A 24,773-nucleotide genomic window follows, 5' to 3' on the forward strand; every position below is an offset into this window, starting at 1 on the left:
ATATATGTCAAAAAAGAAAACAGTTTCATTGGTTTTGAGCAGTGGTGGAGCAAGAGGTTTGGCGCATGTGGGTGTAATCGAGGAGTTGGAACGAAGAGGCTATACCATCGGAGAAATCGCCGGCTGCTCCGCCGGCGCTTTGGTAGGAGGCATGTATGCGAGCGGCAAAATGCCGGAATTCAAAGACTGGATCTGCAATCTGGATCGGGTGGATGTATTTTCACTGATGGATTTTACCTTTTCGAGCAGGGGATTTATCAAAGGGGAGAAAGTGTACAACGCCTTGAAGAAAGTGGTACAGGATTGCCAAATTGAAGATTTATCGATTCCCTTTTCTTGCAATGCCGTAGAAATACACAGTGGAAAAGAGCATATTTTTCGTCAAGGCAGCCTTTATAAGGCCATTCGCTCCTCAGGCAGTATTCCTTCCGTTTTTTTACCGGCTCGGGTGGATAAGTACCACTATGTGGATGGTGGCGTTTTAAATCCCGTTCCGATTTCGCTGATTTCGGACCCCGCCAACACTCTTTTGGTAGTAGTGGACGTCAACGGTCCGGCGGCAGATTACATCAGCCCTCCCAAAAAGGACTCGGAGGGAAAGTCCTTCATCAAACTACCTTCGTGGGTCAAGGAGTATCAACAAAAAATGAAGCAGTTTTTCCCCGATGAGAAAAAAACGGAAAAACAGGAATCATATTCTGCGCTGGATTTGGTCACCCGCTCATTTGACTTGCTCCAAGACCGATTTTGTGAATTGATTTTGGAAAAATATCCTGTGGATGTCAGTATCAAAGTATCCAGAAAACAGGCGGGAACTTTAGAGTTTTATCGTTCCTCTGAAATGATCGAAATAGGTCGTATAAAAGCCAAAGAAGCCCTAGACCAACTCGAAAATGGAAATCAATGAACTGAACCGTCTTTTGGGCAATGTGGATATCTACCTCTTGGATCAAATTCTTAAGGGTCGATTCCCCAAAGGAACAAGAATTCTTGATGCCGGATGCGGGGAAGGGAGAAACGCAGTCTATTTTATTCAGAAAGGCTATCAGATTTTTGGCATAGACACGAATGAGACCGCGATCCAATATTGTCGCTTTTTGTCCAGGAGTTTAAATCCAAATTTTGATATCCACCGATTTCAAGTCGGAAGGCTGGAGGAAATCCCATTTCATGCCGAAGCTTTTGATTCGGTGATTTGCTCGGCTGTTTTACACTTTGCAGATAGTGTGGATAACTTTTGGGAAATGATCCACGAAATTCACCGAGTGCTAAAACCAGGAGGTTTATTTTGGTTCCGAATGACCACGGCTTTTGGAGGGATTCTGGACCAAAGCCAAGACCTTGGAAATGGAAAATATGGGCTTCCTGATGGTTCAGAGCGGTTTTTGTTTCTTCCTGAGTATGTGGATAAGTTGGAAAAAACTGGCTTCAAGTTTCTAGAACCATTAAAAACTGTCTTGATTCCGGGGCAGCGGGAAATGGGAGTTTTTGTGTTGGAGAGAATTTAGAGACAAGAAGCGAGAGACCAGAAACAAGACTGATCTTGTCTTCAATCTTGGTCTTGCTTCTTAAACTAGATAGGTTGGAAAGGTTAGAGCTTTTCAATTTTCGATGAACAAGCTCAATGTTAAGAGATAATCCCCTTTTCCCTTGGAAATGGATCATTGAGAATTGTTCATTGGAAACCTTTTTATTGCGACTGCCAACTGAATATTGATAGCTAGTGTCTTATGTCTTGCATCTTGGTTCTGGTATCTTGCATCCAATCTCTTGGTTCTATGAAATAGCTTCAATTTCAATATCTTCGCCCTTTAATCTTTTCAAAATTCATGACCCTTCAATACGCCCTTGAACTGATCGGTACATTCGTCTTTGCCATTTCGGGGGCATTGGCTGTAAGAGAAAAAGAACATGACATGTTTGGGGCTGGGTTTACAGGATTTATCACGGCAATCGGAGGCGGTACACTTCGGGATATTTTGCTGGACAGCTATCCGCTGGTTTGGATTGGTGACATTCACTTTCTCTATGCGATACTTTTGGGCATTTTGGCGGCGTTTATTTTCCCCAATCTGCTCAGTCGATTGCGGAAAACTTTTTTTCTTTTTGACACTTTGGGTATCGGGTTTTTCACTGTTTTGGGAGTAGAAAAAGCACTCAGCCTGGGTGTACGACCGGAGATCGCTGCTATTATGGGCATGTTTACCGCGGTGATGGGGGGAGTATTTCGGGATACGCTGACCAATGACCTTCCGATTTTGTTCAGAAAGGAGATCTATGCTTCTGCTTGTCTTGCAGGGGCCGTGATTTACCTCCTGCTCAACTATTGGGGCATGGATCGGGACTATAATCTGCTGCTGTCGATGAGTGTGATTATTGCTATCCGACTGATTGCCATGAAGTACAAATTGAGCCTACCTACGCTAGATTGATAGGAAGCTTGGTTATTTTTTTTCAGTCCTGTTTATTTTTTAATAGTTTAAAGAATTAATTTCCCAAAAAACAATCACTTTCCTTGATTGAAATGAACTTTATCAAGCTTTAATCAGGCCATTTTTCTCAACTCACTGCATGAGTCCAAAAATCGAAAGAGTAAACTGGAAAGCCGTATTTGATCCCCGTTCCTTGATTTTAATCATTTTGGGCGTGTTTTGTGCTGCTGTTGCCCTCGAAGCATTCATGCTTCCCAACAGCTTCTTGGACGGAGGAGTCACCGGTATTGCCATCATTGTCAATCTGCATTATGATGTCGATCTCAATTTGCTTTTGGTGTTGATCAATGCCCCATTCTTCTTTATTGCTTGGAAAAAAATTGGAAAGACCTTTACCGTACAGTCCATTTTCTCTGTGTTCTTGCTGGTGATTGTCTTGGAATTTTTGGAAATCCCAACTGTAACCGATGATAAGGTGCTCATCGCTGTATTTGGAGGAGTGATGATGGGGGTGGGCATTGGACTGATTATTCGGGGAGGTGGATTGATCGATGGGTTTGAGGTAATTACGACCTACTTCCAAAAAAATTCAGCCTTATCAGCAAGTGAAATCACGATTTTCCTCAATTCCCTGATCATGCTGTTTGCAGCTTTGTTCTTTGGAATTGAAGCCGCGATGTACTCGATTTTGACTTATTTTACTGCCATCAAAATGACCGATTACGTGGTAGAAGGATTCGAAGAGTACACCGCGCTGACAATCATATCCAAAGAGGATGATAAAGTAAAAGAGCTGATTGTAAAGGAATTCGGCAAAGCCATTTCAGTCTATAAAGGCGAACGGGGATACCTCCCGGACACGTTTGATATTCACCACCCCTGTGATATCATTATGACCGTGGTGACCCGATTGGAAGTCCACCGAATCAAACTAGCCATACAACAAATCGATCCTAAGGCGTTCTTCTACGTGCAAACCATAAAAGAAGTCAAAGGAGGAGTCATCAAACAAATAGGAAGCAAACACAGCTGATGGTTTTCGAAGAAATAAAAAACAGGATTTACGAAGACATTTTGGAAAAATTGCCTTCCCACCTTACTTACCATAATCTGGACCATACCGCCTATGTCTTGGAAAAGGCGATTTTTTTGGCAAATCAATCCCAAGTGGATGCTTCTGACTTGGAATTGCTCAAATTGGCGGCCCTATTCCATGATACCGGATTCATCGATAATCCCAAAGACCACGAAGAAAAGGGCTGTGTGATCGCACGATCGTATCTTTCAGAGGAGTATTCTGAGGAGCAACTTCTCAAAATCAGCGGGATGATCATGGCCACCAAAATCCCCCAAAGTCCAACCAATCACCTGGAAAATATTTTAGCGGATGCCGACTTGGAGTACTTGGGTACGGATCTTTTTGAACAAATCGGTGAGAACCTCTTCCAAGAACTAAAGCACTTCAACCCCAACTTTACCGAGCAGGCTTGGGATGAACTTCAGCTGGTCTTTATGCAAAAGCATCACTACCATACTGAGTATTGCCGCCAAAACCGCGAGCCCAAAAAGCAGGAGAACCTGCTATTGGTAAAGAAGCGGTTGGGGTTGGTTTAGTTTTTAAACTCTGGCTTGAGACGGACAAAATACACTTCGTCCTCCTGATTGAGATAGGTGTAGATCATGCCATCGCGGATAAAAACCTTAGAAGGCAGCTTAAAATTCTCAAGTAAAAGTAATTCTCCCAGTTGATCAAAATCCCGAGAAAATGCGGTTAAAACAGCTTTTTCAGCCTCTTGGGTAATTCTCCAGTAAATTTTATTTTTTTCGTCAAAGAGGAAATTTCCGTATCGAACCTCCTTCAGTTTTTCATCTGAAATCTTCTTGAATTCTTCTTCTGAGTCCACAGTTTTGGGAAATACATTTCGCGATACAGGACTTGTAAACTTACTTTCGAAGGATTTTGAACTGATTGAGTCAGTATTGACGTCCAAAAAGTAAACTTTATTTTCCGCTCCTACCGAAAAGATTACGGAGTCCTTTCCTATGAGAAGATTGGCTGGGGAGAAAATTGCATTAACGGGAAATTCGCCATTGTATAAAAAGGTAGTCTGAAACTTTGTCCAGTCACTCAACACGGCCAAGGGGAAAATTTGAGCTTTTTCACGCTCAAAATCAACCCAGATTACACCTTCTTTGGGATCCATCATTTCTTGTCCTCCATAGAATGCCACTAACTTTTTGCCATCATCAGACAGATCCTGATCAAGCCAGATTCTTTTTCCTTCGGGGAGGGCTTGAAGAATAAATTCGTCTTTATCCAGACGGTAGGTTCGGATTTTGGTGAGTTGGTCGTCAAAAACTAAAACCTGATATCCATCAGTGAAAATGAAACTGCCCCCGGCAGTACGATGAACCTTTGAAATATACTGGGTACCCAAACCGTTTGCCCCTTCCACTTCCATAGGAATGACCTTTTCCAAGGTTAGATTCTCCAGATTGATCACTTCCAATCTAACTGGCTTGGTTCGATTGAAATTGTATAAGTATTTCCCATCGGGTGACTCTCCGGATGAAGAGAGATTCCAAGCGACATAAATCAGCTCATCTCCCGCATCAACTTTGACCGTGTCAAGATTTACTATAAAATCCAACTTTGCGGACTCATTGCCGGCTTTTTGCTCACCGCATTCCCACAAGAGCATCGCTAAAAGGATATAAAATGCGTATTTCATGGTGTTTCAAATTTTGGTTTTAAGCGCACAAAGGCCATTTCGTCTTCGATATTGATAAATTGCCAGTACATCCCCTGCGTAAAGAATTGAGCTCCTTGAATTTTCCAGTCATCCGGAAGCGCAAATTCACCGACTTGATTTAGATTTTTATCGAAAAAGGTAAGATGAACCTTGTTTGGACTAGTTTCCGACTCTACAAATGTCTGATTGGTATTTCTCCAAAACAGTTGGGATTGTTCGTCCCAATGGAATCCATAAAAAGAAACCTGTTTCCAGCGCTCGTACAATCCTTCGTTCTGGGGGTTGACCGTGGGATAGGTGATTTCTACTTTATTTGACGTCAGTTTTGAGTTGAAGGAAATCCGGTCAAATTCTCCGGATTCCAAATCCACTCGATAAACTTCATTGACAGGTGCAGCAGATACCAAAAGCTTATCCCCAGCTTGAGTCAAAAAAACAGGCTCGACATACGTGGATGGATAGTCGCTTGAGATCTTGGTTTTAATTTCATAAGACACCAATTCTTGGAAAATAGGGAGGTTTATTTTCTCCACGGTGAATTCTTTCAGATCGATTTTCACCAATCCATACCTGGAGTGGGTATCCTCAGCACTTCCATAAAAACCGATGTAATACTTTCCGTCATCCGTGACCAATCCTCTATACCGAATGACTTCTCCAGGTAAGGGAACATCTCCCTGCAAGGGAAGATTGTCAAATCTATACTTGACCACTTGGGTTCGATCATGGGTTAATTTGACCAATTCCTCCCAGGCAAAAAAGAAGATATCTCCATTCTCGGTGAGTTGAAACCCATCAAAAACCGGATAATTCCCGATTCCAGTGGGTCCTTCCCTTTCCAATGGAATGGAGTCCAACAGAGATAGGGAGTTAAGATCAACTAGCTCCAGTAGCGGGATTTTTTGGTTTAAATTGTATAGAATGTCGGTATCCCTGGAGAGGAAAGATTTGCCTAAGGCCTCTTTAAGGTAAAAGAAATAACCCTTGGAATCGATCATCACCGTATCGATCTCGAAAGATTCGACCACTACAGAACTTTGGCTAGATTGCTTTTCTGAGTGCTTACAAGAATCAAAAAGTAGGACTATTGCCAAAAGAATTAAAGGGAAGTTTTTCATAAGCTATCAAAACTTAAACTCCATCACCGCAAAGCCCAATTCATCGGCCACATTGACATAGGACCAGAGCTTGCCGTCTTTGAAGAATTTTTTTGAAAGCGGATCAACAGAAACCTCCTGCTCGACGAGTTGATTAAAATCCTGATCAAAAACGGTAAGAATACTTTTAAAAACCAAGGAGTCGCCGATTTCCCGATCTAAATCTTGGGAAAACCTGTACACCCTTTGACTTTTTTTATCAAAAATAAATGGGCCAAAAGTGACACTTTTCTTAGCCTCTTGTCGAAGATTTTGGAGTTCTGAAAATGATCCGCCCTCTGTTTTGACGGGAATAGGTTTTGAATCCTGAGTCAATTCAGAGTTAAATTTTTTGATGGTTACGGTACTTTTTTCCAAATCAAAGAGAATGGCCTCATTGGAATACGGTGTGGAAAGTAGGAGTTGATTTTCTATCAATTCTAAAAACAAACCATCATGACCTCGGGACATCAACCTTCCATCCATTACTAAGGAATAAATGTATGGCTGGACTTTACTGGCTATATCGAAGGGAATCTTTTTGACTTGCTTATTCTCAAATGAAATCCTTGCTAATCCTTGAGGAAGCCGCTCAGAATTTTCATAGATAATGTAAAAATCTTTCCCGTCAGCTGCCATTTTAGTATTAACCCCAAAAACATCCGATGGGTCTAGGCCTGTTAATGATTCAGAACCAATTCGATAAAGATCCATGGAACTTAAGTCCGAACTAAAAAACCTCACTTCACTAAAGCCAAGAAAAATCAACCTTCCTGTTTGATCTAGGTGAATGGCATAAGACATGCCAGTACCAAGAGGGCCTTCTTTTTGGGTGGGAATAACCTGGTCCAACTTTAGACTATCTAGATCAATAATTTGAATTTGATCCCGTGGACTAAAAATGTACAACTTCTTTTGATCCTTTGACAGACTGGTATGACTCAAACCAGACTGGTGAAATATTAATTGATCGCCAGCATCGATAAGAACAGTGTCAATTGATACCTTGAAATTGCCTGATTCGGCATTTTCAGAAGAAGTGCCTCCACAGGAAAAAATCAAAGGAAGCAAAAAAAGTACTGCTAGTTTTTTCATCATCTTAAAATTTAAAGTCAATCACTGCAAAGCCCAACTCATCTTCCACATTCACATAAGACCAAAGCTTGCCGTCTTTGAAGAAGGGGAATTCAGGGACTTCATTCAATTCGGGTAAATATTTTTCGCCTAGTAAATTCAAATCTTTATCATAAGCAAAAAGGTAAATGTCAGCTCTTTCGTACCATTTTCTCTCTTCATCTGGAATTGGCTTCCGGGCAAAACGGAAAAACTGATTCCTCTCATCGTCCCAAAGGAGCTTTTCAAAACCTGTTTGATAAAGTAATTTCGCACGCTCAAGATCGAATGGCTTTTCGTCAGAATATTGCCTTTGGACGGAACCGGTTTTTTTTGGATTTACTAATTGATGTGGAAATTCAAAAAGCTGCAATGAATCCTGTAGATAATTGTAGTAGTACACGTCTGAAGTTACCGTACTACTGATATAAATTTTTCCATCCACTAGTTGAGTAAAAATCGCCTCTTGATGAACAGTACCGCTATTTCCGCTAACTAACCAAATCGTCGATTCCAAAGCTAAATTCAGGGCAGGGAGAGCAATATTTTTTCCAGACTTATTTTCTGTATCAATCACATATAAAAAGACCTCCTCGTTTGAAGGCAGATTTCTCGTTGTAGAAAACATGTACTTTTCATCATCGCTTAAAATCACCTGATTGGTGATCAAGCCCTCCTCAAACTGGGTCAAGCCATCTATTTCTCTAAAATTGAATTTCAGACTCTTTTCTTTTTTCCCGGATTTAGAAAAAATGCCTGCGCCAATTCCTGTCGATGCCATAAAAACCCGATCATTCCCGAGCGATTGAATTCTCGGAGGATTAAAACCTACTCCATCAGGACCTTCGGTAGTGAATGGGTGAATTCCGGTCAGTTCGAGGCGATTCAAATTCACCTCGTTCATGAAGAATTTTTTAATGTCAAAATGGTAAAAAGTGCTTAGATCTGAAGAAATGGAGGAATTATGAATTCCCATCGACAAATCAAAAATTCTTCCTTTAGCATTCACAACCACGGTATCCACAGTGTAAGTCAGATTTTCAAGGATATTTCCAGATTCAGCTTTTTCAGAAGAACTGCCTCCACAGGAAAAAATCAAGGGAAGCAAAAAGAGTACAGCCAGTTTTCTCATCATCTTAAAATTTAAAGTCAATCACTGCAAAGCCCAATTCATCGGCCACATTGACATAAGACCAGAGCTTGCCGTCTTTGAAAAATGGCCAACTGGGTTGGGAAGGAAGTTCCTCCACTTTGGATTCACCGATCAGATTCAGCTCCCGATCAAAGGCAAGCAGAAACACTTCGCTTCTTTTGGGAAGCTCTGGATTAGTAACGGGTTTGGTAATAGAAGCAAACCGAAGATAAATTCCTCTGCTTTCGTCCCACAGCAAGTCCCCAAAGAAAATCTGAGCTTGGGCTAGTTTTATCCCTTCATCGAAAGATTCCTTTGTAGAAAATTTACTTACCTCAGGTGTTGCAGCTTGAGAAGGAATCAATTTGGGACTATAAGTTTTGTAGGAAAGGGAATCCATACCTAGATCGTAGGTATAAATACTACTTGTGCCTGAAGAGAAGGCCAGTAGCCGGTCTTTTTCGACTTTCAGATTTTGACTGGCAAAACCCGCAGCACTGAAAGAGTTTCCTTCCTGAAATATCAGCGTAAACTTGGTCAAAAATCCAAATTCAGGCAGAAGGACCAACCGGCTTTGAGAATTTGCATTTTCCCAAATTGCTAAACTAATCCGTTCCTTCTCAGGATCATTGGGCAGAGAGACGAACAACTGTTTCTTTTGATCTGCCTGCATACCAGTGACCAAACTATACCCTTCCTCCTCTGTTAAGTCCTGAAACTTGTCTTTTCCAAAAGGAATACTACTCACTTTTACTGCTGAGGAATCATAGACAGCGATATCTCGGGAGTCTAGAATTAAAAAGCGGTTTTCGTCAAAAAGCTGAAAACCATACACAAAGTTGGGAATGGCATTGGGTCCATCTTTTTCAAACTGAATCTTCTTGATCCATTTCTTTTCATCCAAATCGAAAACGGTCAATTCTCCCGAATTCCGATGCATAAAATAATAGCGCTTTTGGTCTGGAGAAAGTCCAAAAAGAGAAGGTCCAAATTGGACATTGACCACTTGATCACCCGGATCCATGACTATGGTATCTACCGCAAAAGTCAGGTTCTCCAAAATATTGCCTGTTTCGGCCTTTTCAGAAGTATTCCCTCCACAGGAAAAAATGAAGGGCGCTAAAAGAAACAAAAAAAGCTTTTTCATAGAAAATAAGTTTTCTACTAAGAAAGCGAGAATAAACTAAGATCAAAGAATTAGCTCAGATTATTTCAAATTTCAACGATTCACGGTCTTGATAATCAAGTCAAAAACGGCTGTGGGTTGAATACGGTCGGAGTCGATAATACTTGAATTTCCCACCAAAAGCGGCTTGTCCAAGTCAGACTCGGGAATTCGCCCGTGAGCTCCCTTCACCAAAGTCGCATCCAAGGGAATCACATCCATCAGGTAGCGAAAACCCAGTTTTTTCTTAAGCACCTTGGAGCCGATTTTCAGAATCGGAATTTTGATTGCGGGATCGAGAACCAGCTCGACAGGATCGTACCCTGGTTTGCGATGGATATCCACACACCTAGCATAGTCAGGCGCTTTGGCATCATCCAGCCAGAAATAGTAGGTAAACCAGGAATCCTGGTGAGCCACGACAACCAAATCCCCGGATCGTTCATGGTCTAGGTGATAGGCTTTTTTTCCGGCTTCGTCCAAGACTTTTTCCACACCAGGAGTCTTTTCCAGCAGGGCTTTGACCTCGGCAAGTTTGGAGGGATCGTTGACATGGACATGGGCGACTTGATGATCCGCTACCGCAAATACAGCGGAGGTGCCGGCATCAAGAGTCTCCCGACCCAACTCATTTTTCACCTGAATCCAGCCTTTTTCACGGAAAATCCGGTTGAGGTGAATCGGCTTACTCACACTCGTAATGCCATATTCAGAAAGTAGCAGGACCTCGGCACCCCGATTTTCAAAGAAGGTGATCAGGTCCTTGGCCAAGTCATCCACTTCACGGAGATCCTTGGAGATTTTGGAAAAGTCAATGCCGTACTTCTGCAGGTTGTAATCCAAATGCGGAATGTAGATCAGATTGAGCGTGGGATTGTACCATTCCTCCACCTTCTTGGCTGCCTCGGCGATCCACTTGCTGGATTCGATGCTCGTATTCGGCCCCCAAAAAGTGAAAAGCGGAAACTGGCCCAACTCGGCCTGAAGCCGGTCCCGAAGTTCCATGGGTTGGCTATGGCAATCAGGCAATTTGCGCCCATCTGCCGGATACAGCGGACGGGGAGTCACGGCATAGTCGGCGGAGGAGTACATATTGTACCACCAGAACATATTGGCTACAGTAAACCCAGGATTCTCTTTCCGAAGGACTTCCCACACTTTTTCAGCCTGCACCAGCTTGTTGGATTGACGCCAAAATTTGATTTCGCACTCATCCTGAAAGTACCAACCATTGCCCACGATGCCGTTTTCGGCGGGCCACTTTCCGGTCAGATACACGGATTGAGCCGAGCAAGTCACTGCAGGAAGTACGGGTTCGACCACGGCTTGATTTTTGGAGGCGATCCATTTTTTCAAAAAAGGCGTGTGCTCTCCGATTACTCGGGGAGACAAAGCAACAATATCCAGGACTACGGTTTTTTTCATTTTTCTAATACCCTGACGGGTTTTGAACCAATTAGGGAGTTAAGGAAATTAAGGGTTGATAATCAATTACTTAATCTTTTTATAAGCCTCAAATCTTAATTCCCTTAATTTCTTAATGTTTAAAATAAACTTACACTTCACTTTTAGCTAAAACCTTCGAGGTTAAGAAATAAACCTCAAAGGTTACTCTTTCCTCATCTCTTCGATCACCCAGCTGAGTTCCCTGGCAATCGACTCGCCTAGGGTCAGGTGTGTGTCCTCAGGCAAAACTTCCCAGGTATAGGTCTCGACCTCCAAGTGTTTAGTGAGGGTTGGGTTGGTTAAAATTTGATTGAGTACAAGGGAAATATCGCGCTGCGTGGATTGGAATGAGCCATAATTTTCCAAAAAGACCGGAACATGAAAGTGAATTCTCCACTCCAAATCCTTGGTTTTTCCCAAGTGTTCGATGGCTTGAGGCAAGTCGGGATAAGAGGCAAACTGCCCGTCTTTTTTTCGAGCGACGACTTGATGCAGGTAGGTCGATTCGGCAAATTCTTCCAATCGTTTGCTGAGTGTAAACCGCTCCACGGCGGACTCCGGAATCATCACCTTCAGCGCAGCCGAAATCTGTATCTTTCCGATTTGAATCCCTGCGGATGCCAATTTCTGGAAAGTATCGGCCGGATTTTCATACACGATCGCAAAGTGACACACATCGTAGCAAGCCTGAATGTGGGTTTTGATCAGCTCTTCCGCTTCAACAGTTGAAACTCCTAGCTTTTCGGCTAAAGCCATTTTCCCTTTTGGCAACAGCCAATTTTGGAAGTAGCTGACCAACTCGTCGGAATTTTCCAAAATCCCATCCGGTTCGGGCTCAATATCTAAATGCAAGAGCTTGCCGGTTTCCTGATGGATTTTCACCAACTCCTCCACTACCTCGATCAGGTGATCCGTAGATTTTTGGATCGCTTCATTTTTTTTCTTTTCGGAGGAAAACCAATGCCGGTAAGAAAGTGGGGAAGTGGAAATACCTCCCTCCATTCCCTCAGGAAGCAGTTGGGCTAAAATCCGAAAACTCCGGATGGTGTAATCCTTTCGTTCCGGTGTAGTCCAATCTGGCATGTGGACATTTTCTTTCACCTTGGTCCGGTGAAAGCCTCCATAGGGAAAGCAATTCAGGGTAAACACATAGGCATTGGCCTTTTTCAGCCAGTCCTGAAACTCCCGCATCCGCTCCGGACGCTGCAAAATCAAGGAAGCCTCGTGGGAAAGCCTAAGCCCGATGCCAAAAGAGCCTTTATGTTTGAGGCGATTTTTGACCTCAGGAATATAGATCTTGAGGTTTTCGAAGGTCGAATCCCAGGTTTCTCCGGGATGGATATTGCTGCAATAGCTGAGGTGAAAGTCATGGATTTTCATAGGCTGGGAAAAAAATCAGGAAGCGTGAACGGCAGACTTTTTCTCTAACCTACGGAGAATTTCCACAGATTTAAAGATCAAGTCGTGATCCATTTCATGGACTTCCACGCCATTGCCCAACTTTTCCAAGAGCATGATGGTCAACTGACCGCCTAAGTGCTCTTGGAATTCTTTTAGCCCTTGAATCAGATTTTCACCTTGTAGTTCCGGAGCGAAAAGTTCAAAACCCAGTGTATGCATCAGTTGAATGATTCGGTTGAAATCCGACTCGGTGATTCGGCCTTGTAAATAGGAATAGGCAGAATCCAAGGCAATCCCGATGGCCACAGCCTCCCCGTGACGGATGCGGAAATCGCTCAATTTTTCCAATTTATGTGCGGCCCAATGTCCGAAATCCAGGGGTCTGGAACTTCCAAACTCAAATGGATCCTCGCCAGCGATATGGTCCATGTGCATTTTCGCAGAGCGAATGATATGGACTTTCATGGGTTCCATTTCTCGGCGGGCAAGTGCTTCTCCCGCATTTTCCAACCACTCGAAAAAGCTCAAATCCTTGATCAAAGCCACTTTGATGGCTTCTGAGATTCCTGCTCTCCAATCCCGATCATCCAATGTTTTGAGGAAGTTGAAATCGTTCAAAACGGCCACAGGAGGAACAAACGTGCCGAGGTAATTCTTTTTACCAAAGGCGTTGACACTGTTTTTGACTCCTACAGCGGAGTCATTTTGCGACAAAACGGTGGTCGGAATCCGAATCAGACGAATGCCCCGATGGGAAATAGCCGCTGCAAAGCCCACCATATCCAGCACGGCACCCCCACCGATGGCTGCAATGTAGGAATGACGGTCGATGCCATAGAGATGCGTCGCTTCTACGATCTTTTGATATTCGGATTCCTCATTTTTGCAGGCTTCCCCCCCGATTGCAATCATTGGTTCGGCGGCTAAGGTGAAGACATCTGCATGTGCCAAAGCATAGTTTTTCACCTCAGTGATCAAATGGGGATGCGTATCGGCCACGCCGCTGTCGATGACAAAGAGTACTTTGGGCACGCGCTCGCCACGAAGGACATTGGCTAGGATTTGATTTTGTGGATCAAATAGATTCTCGGTAAAAGCTACCGGGTAGCGAAAGGGAACCGAAAAGGACTGTTCGAGAATCGTATTCATGGCTTAAGGCAATAGGTTATTCGGGTTTTCTTTCAATACAAGTTGTGAAAGAAATAGGTTTAAATCAGGCCTAGGTTACAGCAAATTTTTTGGCTAACCAAAGGGAAATGGGAAGAAGCAGCAAAACGATGATTCCAATGGGCCATCCCGAAAAGGCCGAAGCCAAAGAAGCATTGACAATGATGAGTGAAATCACAGCTGCTTTCACCGATTTGCCGATGAATTTGGGTTCTTGAGTTCGGATGGCTTTTGCCAAAGGAGGAAAGATCATATAGCCCAGCAAAGCTAAAAAAGGAATCACTTGCAGGTATCCCGGACTCTCCAGATAGGCCAAGCCAAAAATTGCCACGAAAATGGATGCATACATTCCTGCACCTGCGAAAAGTGCTTTTCGGTTTTTTCCATGCACCTCTCCCCGGCTGATCATGGTGATGGCAGCTACATAAATCAAAGGTAAAAGACCGATAGGCCAGATTTTTTCCAGCACTTCCGGAGCCACACTGACGCCCAGCAATAAATTACCAGAGCGACAAAGCCCCATATTGATCGGGCCGAGGATCCGCTGATGCTTGCCCCAATAATCATAAAGCACAGCACAGGCGGCCACGGAGATAGCTAAAAATCCGGCCACTTGATTGACTTGAAAGGCACAGAAAATTCCAAAAACCAAAAGCAAGGAAGACATCCAAAAAGCAGTTTTTTTAGAAGCTCTTCCACTCGGAATAGGGCGCTCAGGCCGCTCGATGGCATCCAAGTCTGCATCTGCGACATCATTGAAGGCTACTCCACCTGCATACAAACCAATTGTACTCAATGAAAGCCAGAGCAAATTCCACCAAAATTGCTGGTCACCATAGATCCAGTTGGTGGCCATATAATCCCAGGCACCTGCAATGGCAAAACCCGCCCAGATGTCTGCGATCGCAGTGATCACATTGGCTGGGCGGGTTAGCTGTAGATAAGCGAAAAGCTTGGTATTTTTCATGGATTAATTTTCTACCCGATCGGCAGGACCCTCGACACGGGGCACCTGACCTCCGCGAAGTACGGAATTTCCTCCCAATTTTTTGGTCTGATCAATCGGAGGCGCCTTGAGCCAATCGTCTTCATGCATTTGACCGCTAAGACCGAATACCGTCAATGCATTTTGATAAGTAGTCAGACGCACATGCTCCTCAGGAATTCCCATTTTGCGCATCAAGGCCGCCGTTTTTGGCACCGCGATCGGGTCAGAAATCCCCCAATCCGCTGCTGAGTTCACGATGATCCGTTCAGGTCCATATTGCTTGACGATCTCGACCATCCGCTCCGAACCCATTTTGGTATGTGGATAAATAGTAAATGCTGCCCAGAATCCACGATCCAGCACTTCTTTAACTGTCTCCTCATTATTGTGATCGACGACCACCCATCCTGGGTCCATGCCATGCTCTTCGGCCACGTCCATAGAGCGGGTTGTTCCTTTCTTTTTATCTCGGTGAGGAGTGTGGATGAGTACTGGCAAGTTGACATCCTTCGCCAACTCCAGTTGAAGACGATAGAATCGGTCTTCGGCTTCCGTTTGGTCATCATAACCGATCTCCCCGATAGCTACTACGCCTTCTTTTCCGGCATAAAGCGGAAGCAATTCCATCACTTGCTCGGCCAAAGGTACATTGTTGGCTTCCTTGGAATTCAATCCCATGGTGCAATAGTGCACGATTCCAAACTGACTGGCGCGGAACCGCTCCCAGCCGACCAAAGTGGAAAAGTAGTCTTTGAAGGATCCTACCTCCGTACGAGGCTGACCCAGCCAAAAGGCAGGTTCAATAGTGGCAACGATACCAGCTTTTCGCATGGCTTCGTAGTCATCTGTGGTACGGGAGACGAGGTGAATATGTGGATCGATATACATTTCCTTGCTCATGGCTTTGGGGAATTAGTTTTTTAAAATTAATCGAATTTGGCCTGTTTAGGCTTTTTTGTCCTGAAAATCCTTACCGATTTTCTCCCAAGAGATTTCTCCGTATTCAATAGCAGAGACCGTCTCAGGGAAAGATTTGAGCAGGTCTTTGGCTGGTGCAAAGCCCGATTGATAAGCGGCCAAGACTCCGGCTTCGCATTCCAATTGGTCTTCTGAAAAGACGACTTTTTTCAAGTCTTCCAGCAAATGCTCATTGAGAAAAGGAACCACCAAACGCCAAAGTTCCGGCATCACAGGTCGTCCAGCCGCCCAGCGCTCATGTGCAAAATCAGAAGCGATTTCCGCCAAAGCCTGATTTCTCCTTTCGTCCAATTGCTGAATTCGATAAATCGGGCGCTGCATAAAGATGGACTTCAAAACCAGTTGATTCCAGTTGGCCTCAGGGAAATGGGCCGATGGATACGGATTGTTCAGTGCAATCGCATCGAAGATCAGGGTCATATTGGTTCGGCAGCCGTCAATCGCCCTTGTCAACAAGTCATCTGGATACGGCATGACAGGCAAGGCTGCATAAAGCGCCTGCTGCTCATGCATATCGCCGGTCTCAAAGAGCTGATTGATTGCTTTCAGCCAAGCCTCTTTTCCCGGGGCAAATTTTAATAGTAAATACGTTCTTGCTGTCTGTAGCACATCCCAATGACTTGGATCGAAACCTGAGACCAAGCTACCTGAAGTTTCTTTCTCGGTCTCTGATAAATTGAGATTGTCCTTTTTGAAAAACCGGGAAGCTTGGGAAAACGCCAAGAAAAACTTGGTGAGCGATGCGTCAGCATTGATTTTTTCGGTTTGGGGGCTTAGCCAATCAAGCGCTTTGGTCTCTGCTCGTGACGCCAAGACGCTTTCAAAAAAAGCAAGTAAGTCAGTTTGGGTTTGCATGTTTTCCTCCGGGTTTGAAGCGGAGTTAAAGTAAATCCAAAAGCCTTAGAAAAGCCAAGGGAAATTTGGTGAAAGGAGTGAAAAAGGGCTGTTTCTGATAAAGATCAGGTATTTAGGAGAGTAGTTTTGCCTGAAAAAATTAACTTTCTGAAGAGAAACGCATTTCCGATGAAAAAGAAAAAAGTAAGCCCTTCTGATAATCAAGAGCGAAGAAAACAGGTCGAAAGGTTGATTCAGGCAAAAGGAACAATTGAACTTCCTGTCGATTTAGATATCCTTCGTGACAGAAAAACCCTTTTTGAAAAATAAAATTCGTAGAAAGGATAGTATGAAGATGGATTAAACCGAAATTCTTGGAGGTGGTAAAGTATTTCCTAGAATTACTTTTTCCGTATGATTATGAACCATTAAGAAAATTGAGAGAATTAAGAATTTCCATTCCCTGGGGGAAAAGATTGGCGTAATTTTCAATTCATAAAACTTCCCTAGCCTTAATTTCTTAATGGTGAAAGCCTTTTTCCATCGATCATTTTGAACCATTAAAGAATTAAAGTTTATTTTTCCCAAAAGGGAAAGGCTGGATTTGTCTTCGATCATAAATTTCTTACTCATGAAATGCCCATGAGAAAATGCTTCTCACACAGGGGAATGATTATCCGGGGCATTCCATCTGGCCATTAAAAATCAAATTATAAACAGATGAAAACCAACCTCCAAAAAATGCTAGACGGAGAGGCTTATGACTCCCGTGATCCCGAACTCCTCGAGCTTTACCATCGAGCCCGGGCCTTAATTTTAGCTTACAATACGTGTGATAGCCGGGATTTGGAGCGGAGAAATGAGCTTTTGTCTCAGCTTTTGGGAAAAGTGGAAAAGGGCGTCTGGATCGAAACTCCCTTTTTCTGCGACTACGGGGTCAACATCAAAATCGGTGAAAACACCTTTGTGAACACCAATTGCATGTTCCTCGATGACAACAAAATCACCATTGGAAAAAATGGACTGATCGCTCCCTATGTGCAGATTTATACCGCGACCCATCCGCTAAAAGCTTCCGACCGGATCTATCAGGAGGGCGACAGCACTCGATACCATACCTCCACCAAACCCGTGACCATCGGAGATAATGTTTGGATTGGAGGAAATTCGATCATTTTTCCCGGTGTCACAATCGGAAATAACGTGACCATCGGAGCGGGTTCGGTGGTGACCAATGACATTCCGGATGATGTGCTGGCCTTTGGGAATCCCTGTCGGATGGTTAGAAAGTTATAAGAAAAATTAAGCCATTTCTTCTTCTCGGCTCAAATGAGACCGAATAGCCTCTGCAACCAAATTATTTAAAGAAGTTTTTTCTTCCATTGCCTTTAAAGCTGCTTTTTGATGTAAAGAGGCAGAAATCCTAACATTAAAACTCCCCTTAAATGGCTTCTCAGGAGTTTTTCCTTCCTCCTTACAAATCGCCAAGTACTCATCTATAGCAGATTTGAAATCCTCTTCCAACTGCTTACCTGTTTCTCCCTCATAAGAAATCAAGCCACGGATACCAACAACTTTCCCAAACATCAGCTTATCCTCGGGGCTGTATTCGATGCTTCCTGTATATCCTTTATATTCCAAATACTTCATAGATTCAATAATTCTTTGATTTGCTTCAGTTGATAATGTTTCAAAATGCCACTAGGATGTGGCTTATGTAGCATGATTGGTGCACCCTCTTCACTTTCAAAACGGACTCTAGATCCTCCTGTCTTTCCCTTTCGGACTTCTTGATAACCGAAGTATCCTAATAGACTTACCAACTCATCGAAATGAAAGTCTTTTGGCATTTCCAGAAATCGAGCTAGAAGTTTTTCTTTTTTTGACACAACCTAATGTAACTATATATAGTTGCAAAAGCAAAAATAATTTTAGAATTCGATTGATATCCACCAACGGTTAGCCGAAATCTACCCCACACTTTTATTTTTAGCACCTAAACTAGATTCCTATGAAAAAAATCTATCGCTACGGCCTTGGGCTTTTGCTTTTGGTGTCTGTCAAAGTACAGGCCCAAAATCAACAAGTCATTGACGCCATTATCAAAGAGGCCAAAGAAAATTCCCAATTGGAAACGCTTGCCCATGAACTTCTGGACGGGATTGGCCCAAGGCTCGTGGGTACGCCTCAAATGCAGCAGGCTCATGACTGGACTGTGAAGCAATACCAAAACTGGGGAATCGAAGCCAAAAATGAAAAATGGGGGGAATGGAGAGGTTGGGATCGTGGTACCACCCACATCGATATGATCGAACCATGGGTTCGAACCTTGGCTGGAACCCAGCTTTCCTGGAGTCCTTCCTCGCCTGAGGGTGGCTTGACTGCCGAAGTAATCGTTTTGCCTGATTTGGAGGACTCGGTGGCTTTCCAAAAATGGCTACCGTCCGTAAAAGGGAAATATGTCATGATCTCTGCTCCACAGCTTACCGGGCGTCCTGATGACAACTGGGAAAAATGGGGAACCGAAGAATCTTTCGAAGCCATCAAAGAGAAAAGAGCTGCCTTGGAAAGAGCCTGGCTTGACCGCACCCAAAAGACCGGAAAAAACCGAACCTCACTTCCGATAGCATTGGAAAATGCCGGTGCGGTCGGTGTGGTCACTTCCTATTGGTCTAGGGCTCTGGGTGCAAATAAAATTTTCTCTGCCTCGACCAGACAAGTGCCCACTATTGATCTTTCGATCGAGGACTATGGGATGCTGTTTAGATTAGTGGAAAGCGGCAAAAAACCGAAAATACATGTCAACGCCCAATCCAAAGAGACCGGATTGCAGCCTACATTTAACACCATCGCAGAGATCAAAGGAACCGAAAAGCCAGAGGAATATGTCATGCTTTCTGCACATTTGGATTCTTGGCAGGGCGGCACCGGAGCCACGGACAACGGTAGCGGTACCATTTTGATGATGGAAGTGATGCGTATCCTGAAAAAAGTCTACCCAAATCCCAAACGCACCATCTTGGTCGGACATTGGGGTTCTGAGGAGCAAGGACTTAACGGTTCCAGAGCTTTCGTAGAAGATCATCCTGAGATGTTGGAAAAAATCCAAGTACTCTTCAACCAAGACAATGGAACTGGCCGAATTGCCAATATTTCAGGCCAAGGTTTCGTGGACAGCTACGAATACCTCGGTCGCTGGCTCAACAAAGTGCCAAGAGAAATCACCAGAGACATCGAGACTTCATTTCCTGGCAATCCGGGTTCGGGCGGAACAGACCACGTTTCCTTTGTGGCTGCTGGAGTTCCTGCCTTTAACCTAAGCTCTTTGGCTTGGGATTATGGCACGATCACTTGGCATACCAACCTGGATACCTACGACAAATTGGTCTTCGACGACATTAAAAATAACGCCATCCTAACCGCCATCATGGTCTATATGGCTTGCGAAGAGGAAAACATGGTATCCAAAAAAATGAGAATTCCGGTTGATTTCCGCACCGGCGAACCTACCGAATGGCCGAGCAAGAGATCTCCTACTCGCCAAGGCGGAATTCTGTTTCAACGTATCGCGAGATAAAACCGGTCAATCCGAGAATTTCCACCGGCTGAATCTTTGAACAAGGCTGTCTTACAAGGAATCTTGTCGCATTAAGCACATGACTAACAAGAGTTAGTCATGTGCTTAGTCTGACACTTATATTCCTTTATGAGACAGCCTCTTTCTTTTCAGAATTTTTTGGTTTAGAAGCAACCTGCTTTGGGTTTTTCCAATCTCCAACTGGAAACTACTTTTCACCAACTAAACCAACTTATTCAATGAAACTCATTCTAAAACCCTTGGCGCTATTGCTGGTGGCCATTTTCGCCTTAGCAAGTTGTCAAGAAGAGGAAAACATCCCCATCAATCCTCTTCAAGCAGATGCCGGAGAAGAAACCGCCGGACTTGTAGACTATTCTACCATCTTGGACGGTAGCCTTTCTACCAATTCTACCGGAAAGCCAATGAACTTCCGTTGGGAAGTTACTTCCAAACCTTCCGGAGCGGTAGTGACTATCGAAGGTCAAGATCAAATGTTGGCCAAGTTCTTTGGGGATCTCCCGGGACAATATACAGTCAAGCTCACGATCACCTATCTGACCTGGACCGACACAGATATGGTGCAAATCATCCTCAGTGATGGTGCAGAACCAGACCTCTTGGCGGTAGCTGGGGAAGATCGCTCTCAAGAAATCGGCGAATCAATCGCATTAAATGGATCTGCGTCTGTCTTGAAAGGTACAGGAGTTCAAATCCTCTGGGAAAATGTGTCAAAACCGGAAAACAGTACGGTGACCATTCAAAATCAAGGCTTATTGGAGGCTTCATTTAAGCCAAGTATCGCCGGAGAATACCTGTTCAAACTTAGCCTGACTTCAGGTAACCTTAAGTCTCAGGATCTGGTAAAAATTACGGTTTTGGAAAGTAATTCCGGACAAGGTCCGATTATCATCAATTCGGATATTCTTCAGGACAGAACCTTGACCAATGTCTTTGTGACGGACTCAGAAAAACTGGACTATTTGGTCACCAAAGATGTTGCAGTTCGCGGGGCAAAACTTACCATTGAGCCCGGAGTTAGGATTGGTTTTGAGGAAGGTGCCGGATTGGTAATTGCAGAAAACGGCTCCTTAAAAGCTTATACCATGCTCTTCGAAACTTTGCCGATCATTTTCCAGGGTAAAGAAGCCCAAAAGGGCTATTGGGACGGAATCCAGATACTGTCTCAAAACCCGGCAGAATATATCAGCGGAATTACGATTCGGGACGCAGGAAAATTGGGATATGGACTTAAAGTGGGAGCTGGTGCTAAACTTTTCCTGACCCACTCTACAATCCATCACAACAGTGGGGTAGGTATCCTCTTTGAAATCGGGTCTTTGATTACGGAATTCAAATCGAACAAAATCAACGAAAACACAGAAGCTCCATTGCGAATACCTGCCCGATTAATGGAGTCCATTTTCTGGGATTCAGTAATCGAGGGTAATGCCATTCAGGTCACAGAGGGAAAAATCTTAAGCGGATTGGAAAACTTCTGGCCAAGCTTTGCTGTAGGTTATGATATCCTCGAGGACTTAGTGATTTACAATGGATCGAGCTTGGTATTAACCGTTGGGACAAAACTCAACATGGCCAATGACAAAGCCATTCGTGTCATCTCCGGTTCTGTGCTAAGGATTTTGGGAGAAGCAAATAATCCGGTAATTATCGAAGGAAAAACGAAATCTCCCGGCGCTTGGCGCGGCATATTTATTGAAAATTCTCAGTCCAGAATCAGCAGTATCTGTTTCGCTGAAATTCGCCATGCAGGAAGCAATCCCATTGCCGGTCAAGCACCAGCGACCATCAAACTTGGGAATGGGGGTAGATTAACTCTTTTCAAGAGCATACTTGACCAGGGCAAAGGAATCGGGCTTGAGGCGGTCGCCAGTAATGTGACTTTGGAAATGACCGATAACTCGATCAAAAATCACCTCAGCTATCCTATTTCTGTCACGGCCCAATTGGTCGAGCACTTGGACTATCTGACCCGATTTGAAAACAATGAAGTTCATGAAGTAGCCGTGGATGGGTTCAATCCTTTGGCCAAAGACGGGGGAGAAATCATCTGGAAAGGATTTGCCGAGCAGATTCCTTTTGTCATCAAAGGACTTGGAAAAGACCTCCGCATCCAGTCCGGCATGCGGATCAAAGCCGGGGTGGTCATCAAAATGCAAGACGGTTCCCGCATGGATGTCCAAGATGCCAATGGCAGACTTGCTTACCTAAATATCGAGGGAATAGAAGGTCGGCCGGTGATCATCAAAGGCGTAAACGATCAAGCGGGGTCTTGGTACGGCATTACCTATTCTACCAATCACGCTCAAAATGTGATCAATCAAGCCATCATCCAAAATGCCGGCAAAACGATGAGCAACAATTTCTCCGCGGCCATTACCGTGGACAATGTGCCCCAGGGTTCGCTGATGATCAGAAATTCCAAGTTGATCAAATCAGGCCAACACGGACTGGCTGTATCCAAACAGTTCCAGGATTTCTTACGGATTAGCAATCTGAGTTTTGAAGGCATCTCCGGTCAGGAAGTCTACGCCTGGGAGTAAGCGTTTTTGGGTTTTTGTTTTTCGAAAGCCTCTGCCCTTGGGTAGAGGCTTTTTTGTGGAATTAAGATAGCCCGGCCAACTTTCTGAATGGTTTTAAGTCGCAAAGTGACTTCGATTATGAAATGCTCAGACCTACTTTCCGGGTATTCCACTTATTCTTCTGCGAATCCCTACCTATTGCAATGAAACCCTAAGAAACACAGCAAGCCTAACTCCAGGTTCGAAGGTCAGGAAAAATCATTGAGTCCTGAATGACCTTCATGCCTAGTGCCTGTTTGCCAATGGATGAGTTAAGGTCTGCATTCTTAACCTGCTGGAAAGCCAAGGAACTCCCCAAAAAAAATCCGAGGACTTCAAAAGACGCCCTCGGATCAAAAATTTAAAATAAAAAGTCAGGTTAAAGCCTAAATCAATTCTGTCTTGGATCCAACTTCAACATACGCTGAAGCTGAAGCCTTGCTCTGCTCAATTGAGATTTGGACGTGTTTTCGGAAATACTCAATCGCTTACCGATCTCTTCATGGCTCAGCCCCTCCAACACAAACAGCTTAAAAACACAGCGATAACCGGTAGGAAGCTGCTCCATCGTTTTGATCAAATCCTCCCAATAAAGCATATCCTCAGGGCCTGATTGATTTGCGGGAGTATGTATTTTATCAAGGTCTGTCTGATTTTTCCAATGGGCTTCCTTTTCCAGAGCCATCAGACATTCATTGACTACGATTCTCCGGATCCAGCCTTCAAAGCTTCCCGTTTGCTTAAACTGTCCGATTCGGTCAAAAACCTTTCGGAATGCTACCAAAAGCACATCTTCGGCTGCTGCTGAACTTCTCATGTACCTGAGGCAAATTCCCAGCATTTTCGGTGAGAGTCTCTCAAACAGTTCCCGCTGGGTCCGGGGATTTTGTGCCAAACAGCCCAAAAAAAGCTGCTCTAGGGGTTGTGGGGCAAAGGAGGCACAAGCCTCCTGAGTTGCCAAAGTAGTTTTCATAATAGATAGTTGGATAGTTTTCAAAAGTTGGTTTCATTTTCAAAAGGGCTTTGGCTGATAGCGTTTTCACGCTTTTTGTCTGGGTTGGGATACGGCTTTTGCCTCACATGAATGTGTGGTTTTTGCCACCAAAGTCTGCTGCACCATGGACCCGGTTTCGGAAGGCTTGGGATCTTGACCCCCAATGCAAACCGTTAAGGCCCAAACCAGCAAAGTGATTTTCCAAAAAGTTTTCATCGTCTTGATTATCAATAAGTACAAGACAAAATTGCTTCGAAAATCATCTCAAAAAAATCACATAAATGGGTGGAAAATAAGCGGATATGGGGATGGAAAAGGAAAAAGATGTGAGTCTGAATTGGAAAAAAAAGACCTGCCTGGTTTTGAAAACCAGGCAGGTCTGAAAATTGAGAAGATGGAATTGAGGTTAAACAATTTTATCCCGGAAAGCTTTGGCCACCGCCTCACTTTTAGAATTGACGTGCAGCTTTTCGTAGATTTTTTTGATATGAGAACGGACGGTATCCATGGCGATAAACATTTCCGATGCGATCATTTTATAGGAATACCCATTGACCAACCATTGCAGTACTTCTTTTTCACGATCAGTCAGGTTATAATCTTTTTCGACAGCAGGCTGGATTTGAGAAAACATTTTTAGCACCTGAGCGGCCACGGAAGAAGTCATCGGTGCTCCGCCTGTGGAGGCTTCCTGAATATATTCGAGGAGTTTGGCAGGAGGAGTTTTTTTCAGGATATAGCCATTGGCTCCACTTTTCAAGGCGTCAAAGATATTTTGATGGTCATCAAAGACCGTTAGCATGAGCACTTTCACCTGATCGTCGGATTGACGGATAATTTTCAACCCTTCAAGCCCATTCACTCCGGGCATGTCGATATCCATCAGCACTACATCAGGACGGTAGGTCTTTACCTCATGGGCTACATTGGAGCAATTCTTAAATGCAGCCAATACGCTGAATCCCTCGCTGCCATCGATGAGCATGGTGAGGCCTTCGCGGAGTTGGGGATTGTCTTCGTATATCAGGAGCTTGATCATGGTTTGCGGAGTTAAGCGATACAAAATTAAGGAAGC

Annotated in this window: 25 protein-coding genes; 9 read left to right on the plus strand and 16 right to left on the minus strand. The window is 44.0% G+C overall.

The window, feature by feature from the left end; all coding sequences use genetic code 11:
- The first annotated feature begins 4 nt into the window (after positions 1 to 4).
- The 5 genes from CLV31_RS02990 (at position 5) to CLV31_RS03010 (ending at position 4,046) form a co-directional block, all read left to right on the plus strand.
- A complete protein-coding gene (locus CLV31_RS02990) occupies positions 5 to 907 on the plus strand; it encodes a patatin-like phospholipase family protein (protein ID WP_111391395.1) in 903 nt (300 codons plus the stop codon).
- Positions 894 to 1,508: a class I SAM-dependent methyltransferase gene (locus tag CLV31_RS02995; protein WP_111391396.1), complete on the plus strand. Its 615-nt coding sequence runs from the start codon at positions 894 to 896 to the stop codon at positions 1,506 to 1,508. Before CLV31_RS02990 ends, CLV31_RS02995 begins: the two co-directional genes overlap by 14 nt.
- A 321-nt stretch (positions 1,509 to 1,829) precedes the next feature.
- A complete protein-coding gene (locus CLV31_RS03000; RefSeq protein ID WP_111391397.1) occupies positions 1,830 to 2,432 on the plus strand; it encodes a trimeric intracellular cation channel family protein in 603 nt (200 codons plus the stop codon).
- 139 nt (positions 2,433 to 2,571) lie between these two features.
- Positions 2,572 to 3,465, plus strand: a complete 894-nt coding sequence (locus CLV31_RS03005; protein ID WP_111391398.1) for a YitT family protein — start codon at positions 2,572 to 2,574, stop codon at positions 3,463 to 3,465.
- The gene (locus tag CLV31_RS03010; protein ID WP_111391399.1) at positions 3,465 to 4,046 is read left to right on the plus strand and encodes an HD domain-containing protein; all 582 of its coding nucleotides are present in this window, start codon (positions 3,465 to 3,467) and stop codon (positions 4,044 to 4,046) included. The genes CLV31_RS03005 and CLV31_RS03010 overlap by 1 nt, the downstream gene beginning before the upstream one ends.
- Here the strand turns inward: CLV31_RS03010 and CLV31_RS03015 are convergent.
- The 11 genes from CLV31_RS03015 to CLV31_RS03065 all read right to left on the minus strand — a co-directional run bounded on the left by CLV31_RS03015 (position 4,043) and on the right by CLV31_RS03065 (position 16,566).
- Positions 4,043 to 5,164 (minus strand): DUF4221 family protein, encoded by a 1,122-nt coding sequence (locus CLV31_RS03015; protein ID WP_111391400.1) that lies wholly within the window; start codon positions 5,162 to 5,164, stop codon positions 4,043 to 4,045. The genes CLV31_RS03010 and CLV31_RS03015 overlap by 4 nt on opposite strands.
- On the minus strand, positions 5,161 to 6,303 hold the full coding sequence (locus CLV31_RS03020; protein WP_111391401.1) for a DUF4221 family protein: 1,143 nt from the start codon (positions 6,301 to 6,303) through the stop codon (positions 5,161 to 5,163). Before CLV31_RS03020 ends, CLV31_RS03015 begins: the two co-directional genes overlap by 4 nt.
- 6 nt (positions 6,304 to 6,309) lie before the next feature.
- Complete coding sequence (locus CLV31_RS03025; protein WP_181452558.1) at positions 6,310 to 7,416, minus strand: DUF4221 family protein; 1,107 nt, start codon at positions 7,414 to 7,416, stop codon at positions 6,310 to 6,312.
- Between the two features lie 4 nt (positions 7,417 to 7,420).
- Positions 7,421 to 8,569: a DUF4221 family protein gene (locus tag CLV31_RS03030; RefSeq protein ID WP_111391403.1), complete on the minus strand. Its 1,149-nt coding sequence runs from the start codon at positions 8,567 to 8,569 to the stop codon at positions 7,421 to 7,423.
- A 1-nt stretch (position 8,570) separates the two neighbouring features.
- Positions 8,571 to 9,713: a DUF4221 family protein gene (locus CLV31_RS03035; protein WP_111391404.1), complete on the minus strand. Its 1,143-nt coding sequence runs from the start codon at positions 9,711 to 9,713 to the stop codon at positions 8,571 to 8,573.
- Positions 9,714 to 9,785: 72 nt separating this feature from the next.
- Positions 9,786 to 11,156: an alkaline phosphatase family protein gene (locus CLV31_RS03040; RefSeq protein ID WP_111391405.1), complete on the minus strand. Its 1,371-nt coding sequence runs from the start codon at positions 11,154 to 11,156 to the stop codon at positions 9,786 to 9,788.
- A gap of 183 nt (positions 11,157 to 11,339) precedes the next feature.
- A complete protein-coding gene (gene eboE, locus CLV31_RS03045; protein ID WP_111391406.1) occupies positions 11,340 to 12,557 on the minus strand; it encodes a metabolite traffic protein EboE in 1,218 nt (405 codons plus the stop codon).
- Between the two features lie 15 nt (positions 12,558 to 12,572).
- On the minus strand, positions 12,573 to 13,727 hold the full coding sequence (locus CLV31_RS03050) for a 3-dehydroquinate synthase (protein ID WP_111391407.1): 1,155 nt from the start codon (positions 13,725 to 13,727) through the stop codon (positions 12,573 to 12,575).
- A 70-nt stretch (positions 13,728 to 13,797) separates the two neighbouring features.
- Positions 13,798 to 14,712 (minus strand): UbiA-like protein EboC, encoded by a 915-nt coding sequence (gene eboC / locus CLV31_RS03055; protein ID WP_111391408.1) that lies wholly within the window; start codon positions 14,710 to 14,712, stop codon positions 13,798 to 13,800.
- A 3-nt stretch (positions 14,713 to 14,715) separates the two neighbouring features.
- Positions 14,716 to 15,633, minus strand: coding sequence for a TatD family hydrolase (locus CLV31_RS03060; protein ID WP_111391409.1), 918 nt, complete (start codon positions 15,631 to 15,633; stop codon positions 14,716 to 14,718).
- A 45-nt stretch (positions 15,634 to 15,678) separates the two neighbouring features.
- Complete coding sequence (locus CLV31_RS03065; RefSeq protein WP_111391410.1) at positions 15,679 to 16,566, minus strand: EboA domain-containing protein; 888 nt, start codon at positions 16,564 to 16,566, stop codon at positions 15,679 to 15,681.
- 168 nt (positions 16,567 to 16,734) lie between these two features.
- Between CLV31_RS03065 and CLV31_RS21770 the strand changes: the two genes are divergently transcribed.
- Positions 16,735 to 16,875 (plus strand): hypothetical protein, encoded by a 141-nt coding sequence (locus tag CLV31_RS21770; RefSeq protein WP_181452559.1) that lies wholly within the window; start codon positions 16,735 to 16,737, stop codon positions 16,873 to 16,875.
- A 390-nt stretch (positions 16,876 to 17,265) separates the two neighbouring features.
- Positions 17,266 to 17,841 (plus strand): sugar O-acetyltransferase, encoded by a 576-nt coding sequence (locus CLV31_RS03075; RefSeq protein ID WP_111391412.1) that lies wholly within the window; start codon positions 17,266 to 17,268, stop codon positions 17,839 to 17,841.
- 6 nt (positions 17,842 to 17,847) lie between these two features.
- On the opposite strand, the gene CLV31_RS03080 is transcribed toward CLV31_RS03075, so the two are convergent.
- The gene (locus tag CLV31_RS03080; RefSeq protein WP_111391413.1) at positions 17,848 to 18,195 is read right to left on the minus strand and encodes a type II toxin-antitoxin system HicB family antitoxin; all 348 of its coding nucleotides are present in this window, start codon (positions 18,193 to 18,195) and stop codon (positions 17,848 to 17,850) included.
- A complete protein-coding gene (locus CLV31_RS03085) occupies positions 18,192 to 18,395 on the minus strand; it encodes a type II toxin-antitoxin system HicA family toxin (RefSeq protein WP_245943318.1) in 204 nt (67 codons plus the stop codon). Before CLV31_RS03085 ends, CLV31_RS03080 begins: the two co-directional genes overlap by 4 nt.
- 161 nt (positions 18,396 to 18,556) lie before the next feature.
- On the opposite strand from CLV31_RS03085, the gene CLV31_RS03090 reads away from it, so the two are divergent.
- Together CLV31_RS03090 and CLV31_RS03095 are read left to right on the plus strand one after the other, a co-directional pair.
- On the plus strand, positions 18,557 to 20,122 hold the full coding sequence (locus CLV31_RS03090; protein ID WP_111391415.1) for a M20/M25/M40 family metallo-hydrolase: 1,566 nt from the start codon (positions 18,557 to 18,559) through the stop codon (positions 20,120 to 20,122).
- Between the two features lie 239 nt (positions 20,123 to 20,361).
- On the plus strand, positions 20,362 to 22,686 hold the full coding sequence (locus tag CLV31_RS03095) for a PKD domain-containing protein (RefSeq protein WP_111391416.1): 2,325 nt from the start codon (positions 20,362 to 20,364) through the stop codon (positions 22,684 to 22,686).
- A 409-nt stretch (positions 22,687 to 23,095) separates the two neighbouring features.
- On the opposite strand, the gene CLV31_RS03100 is transcribed toward CLV31_RS03095, so the two are convergent.
- The 3 genes from CLV31_RS03100 to CLV31_RS03105 form a co-directional block, all read right to left on the minus strand.
- Entirely contained in the window at positions 23,096 to 23,677 is a 582-nt protein-coding gene (locus tag CLV31_RS03100) for an RNA polymerase sigma factor (RefSeq protein WP_111391417.1), read from the minus strand.
- A 66-nt stretch (positions 23,678 to 23,743) separates the two neighbouring features.
- Complete coding sequence (locus CLV31_RS21775) at positions 23,744 to 23,914, minus strand: hypothetical protein (RefSeq protein WP_181452560.1); 171 nt, start codon at positions 23,912 to 23,914, stop codon at positions 23,744 to 23,746.
- A gap of 190 nt (positions 23,915 to 24,104) precedes the next feature.
- The gene (locus CLV31_RS03105; protein WP_111391418.1) at positions 24,105 to 24,737 is read right to left on the minus strand and encodes a response regulator; all 633 of its coding nucleotides are present in this window, start codon (positions 24,735 to 24,737) and stop codon (positions 24,105 to 24,107) included.
- Positions 24,738 to 24,773: the final 36 nt, after the last annotated feature.

The organism is Algoriphagus aquaeductus, from assembly GCF_003253485.1.
Taxonomy (GTDB): domain Bacteria; phylum Bacteroidota; class Bacteroidia; order Cytophagales; family Cyclobacteriaceae; genus Algoriphagus; species Algoriphagus aquaeductus.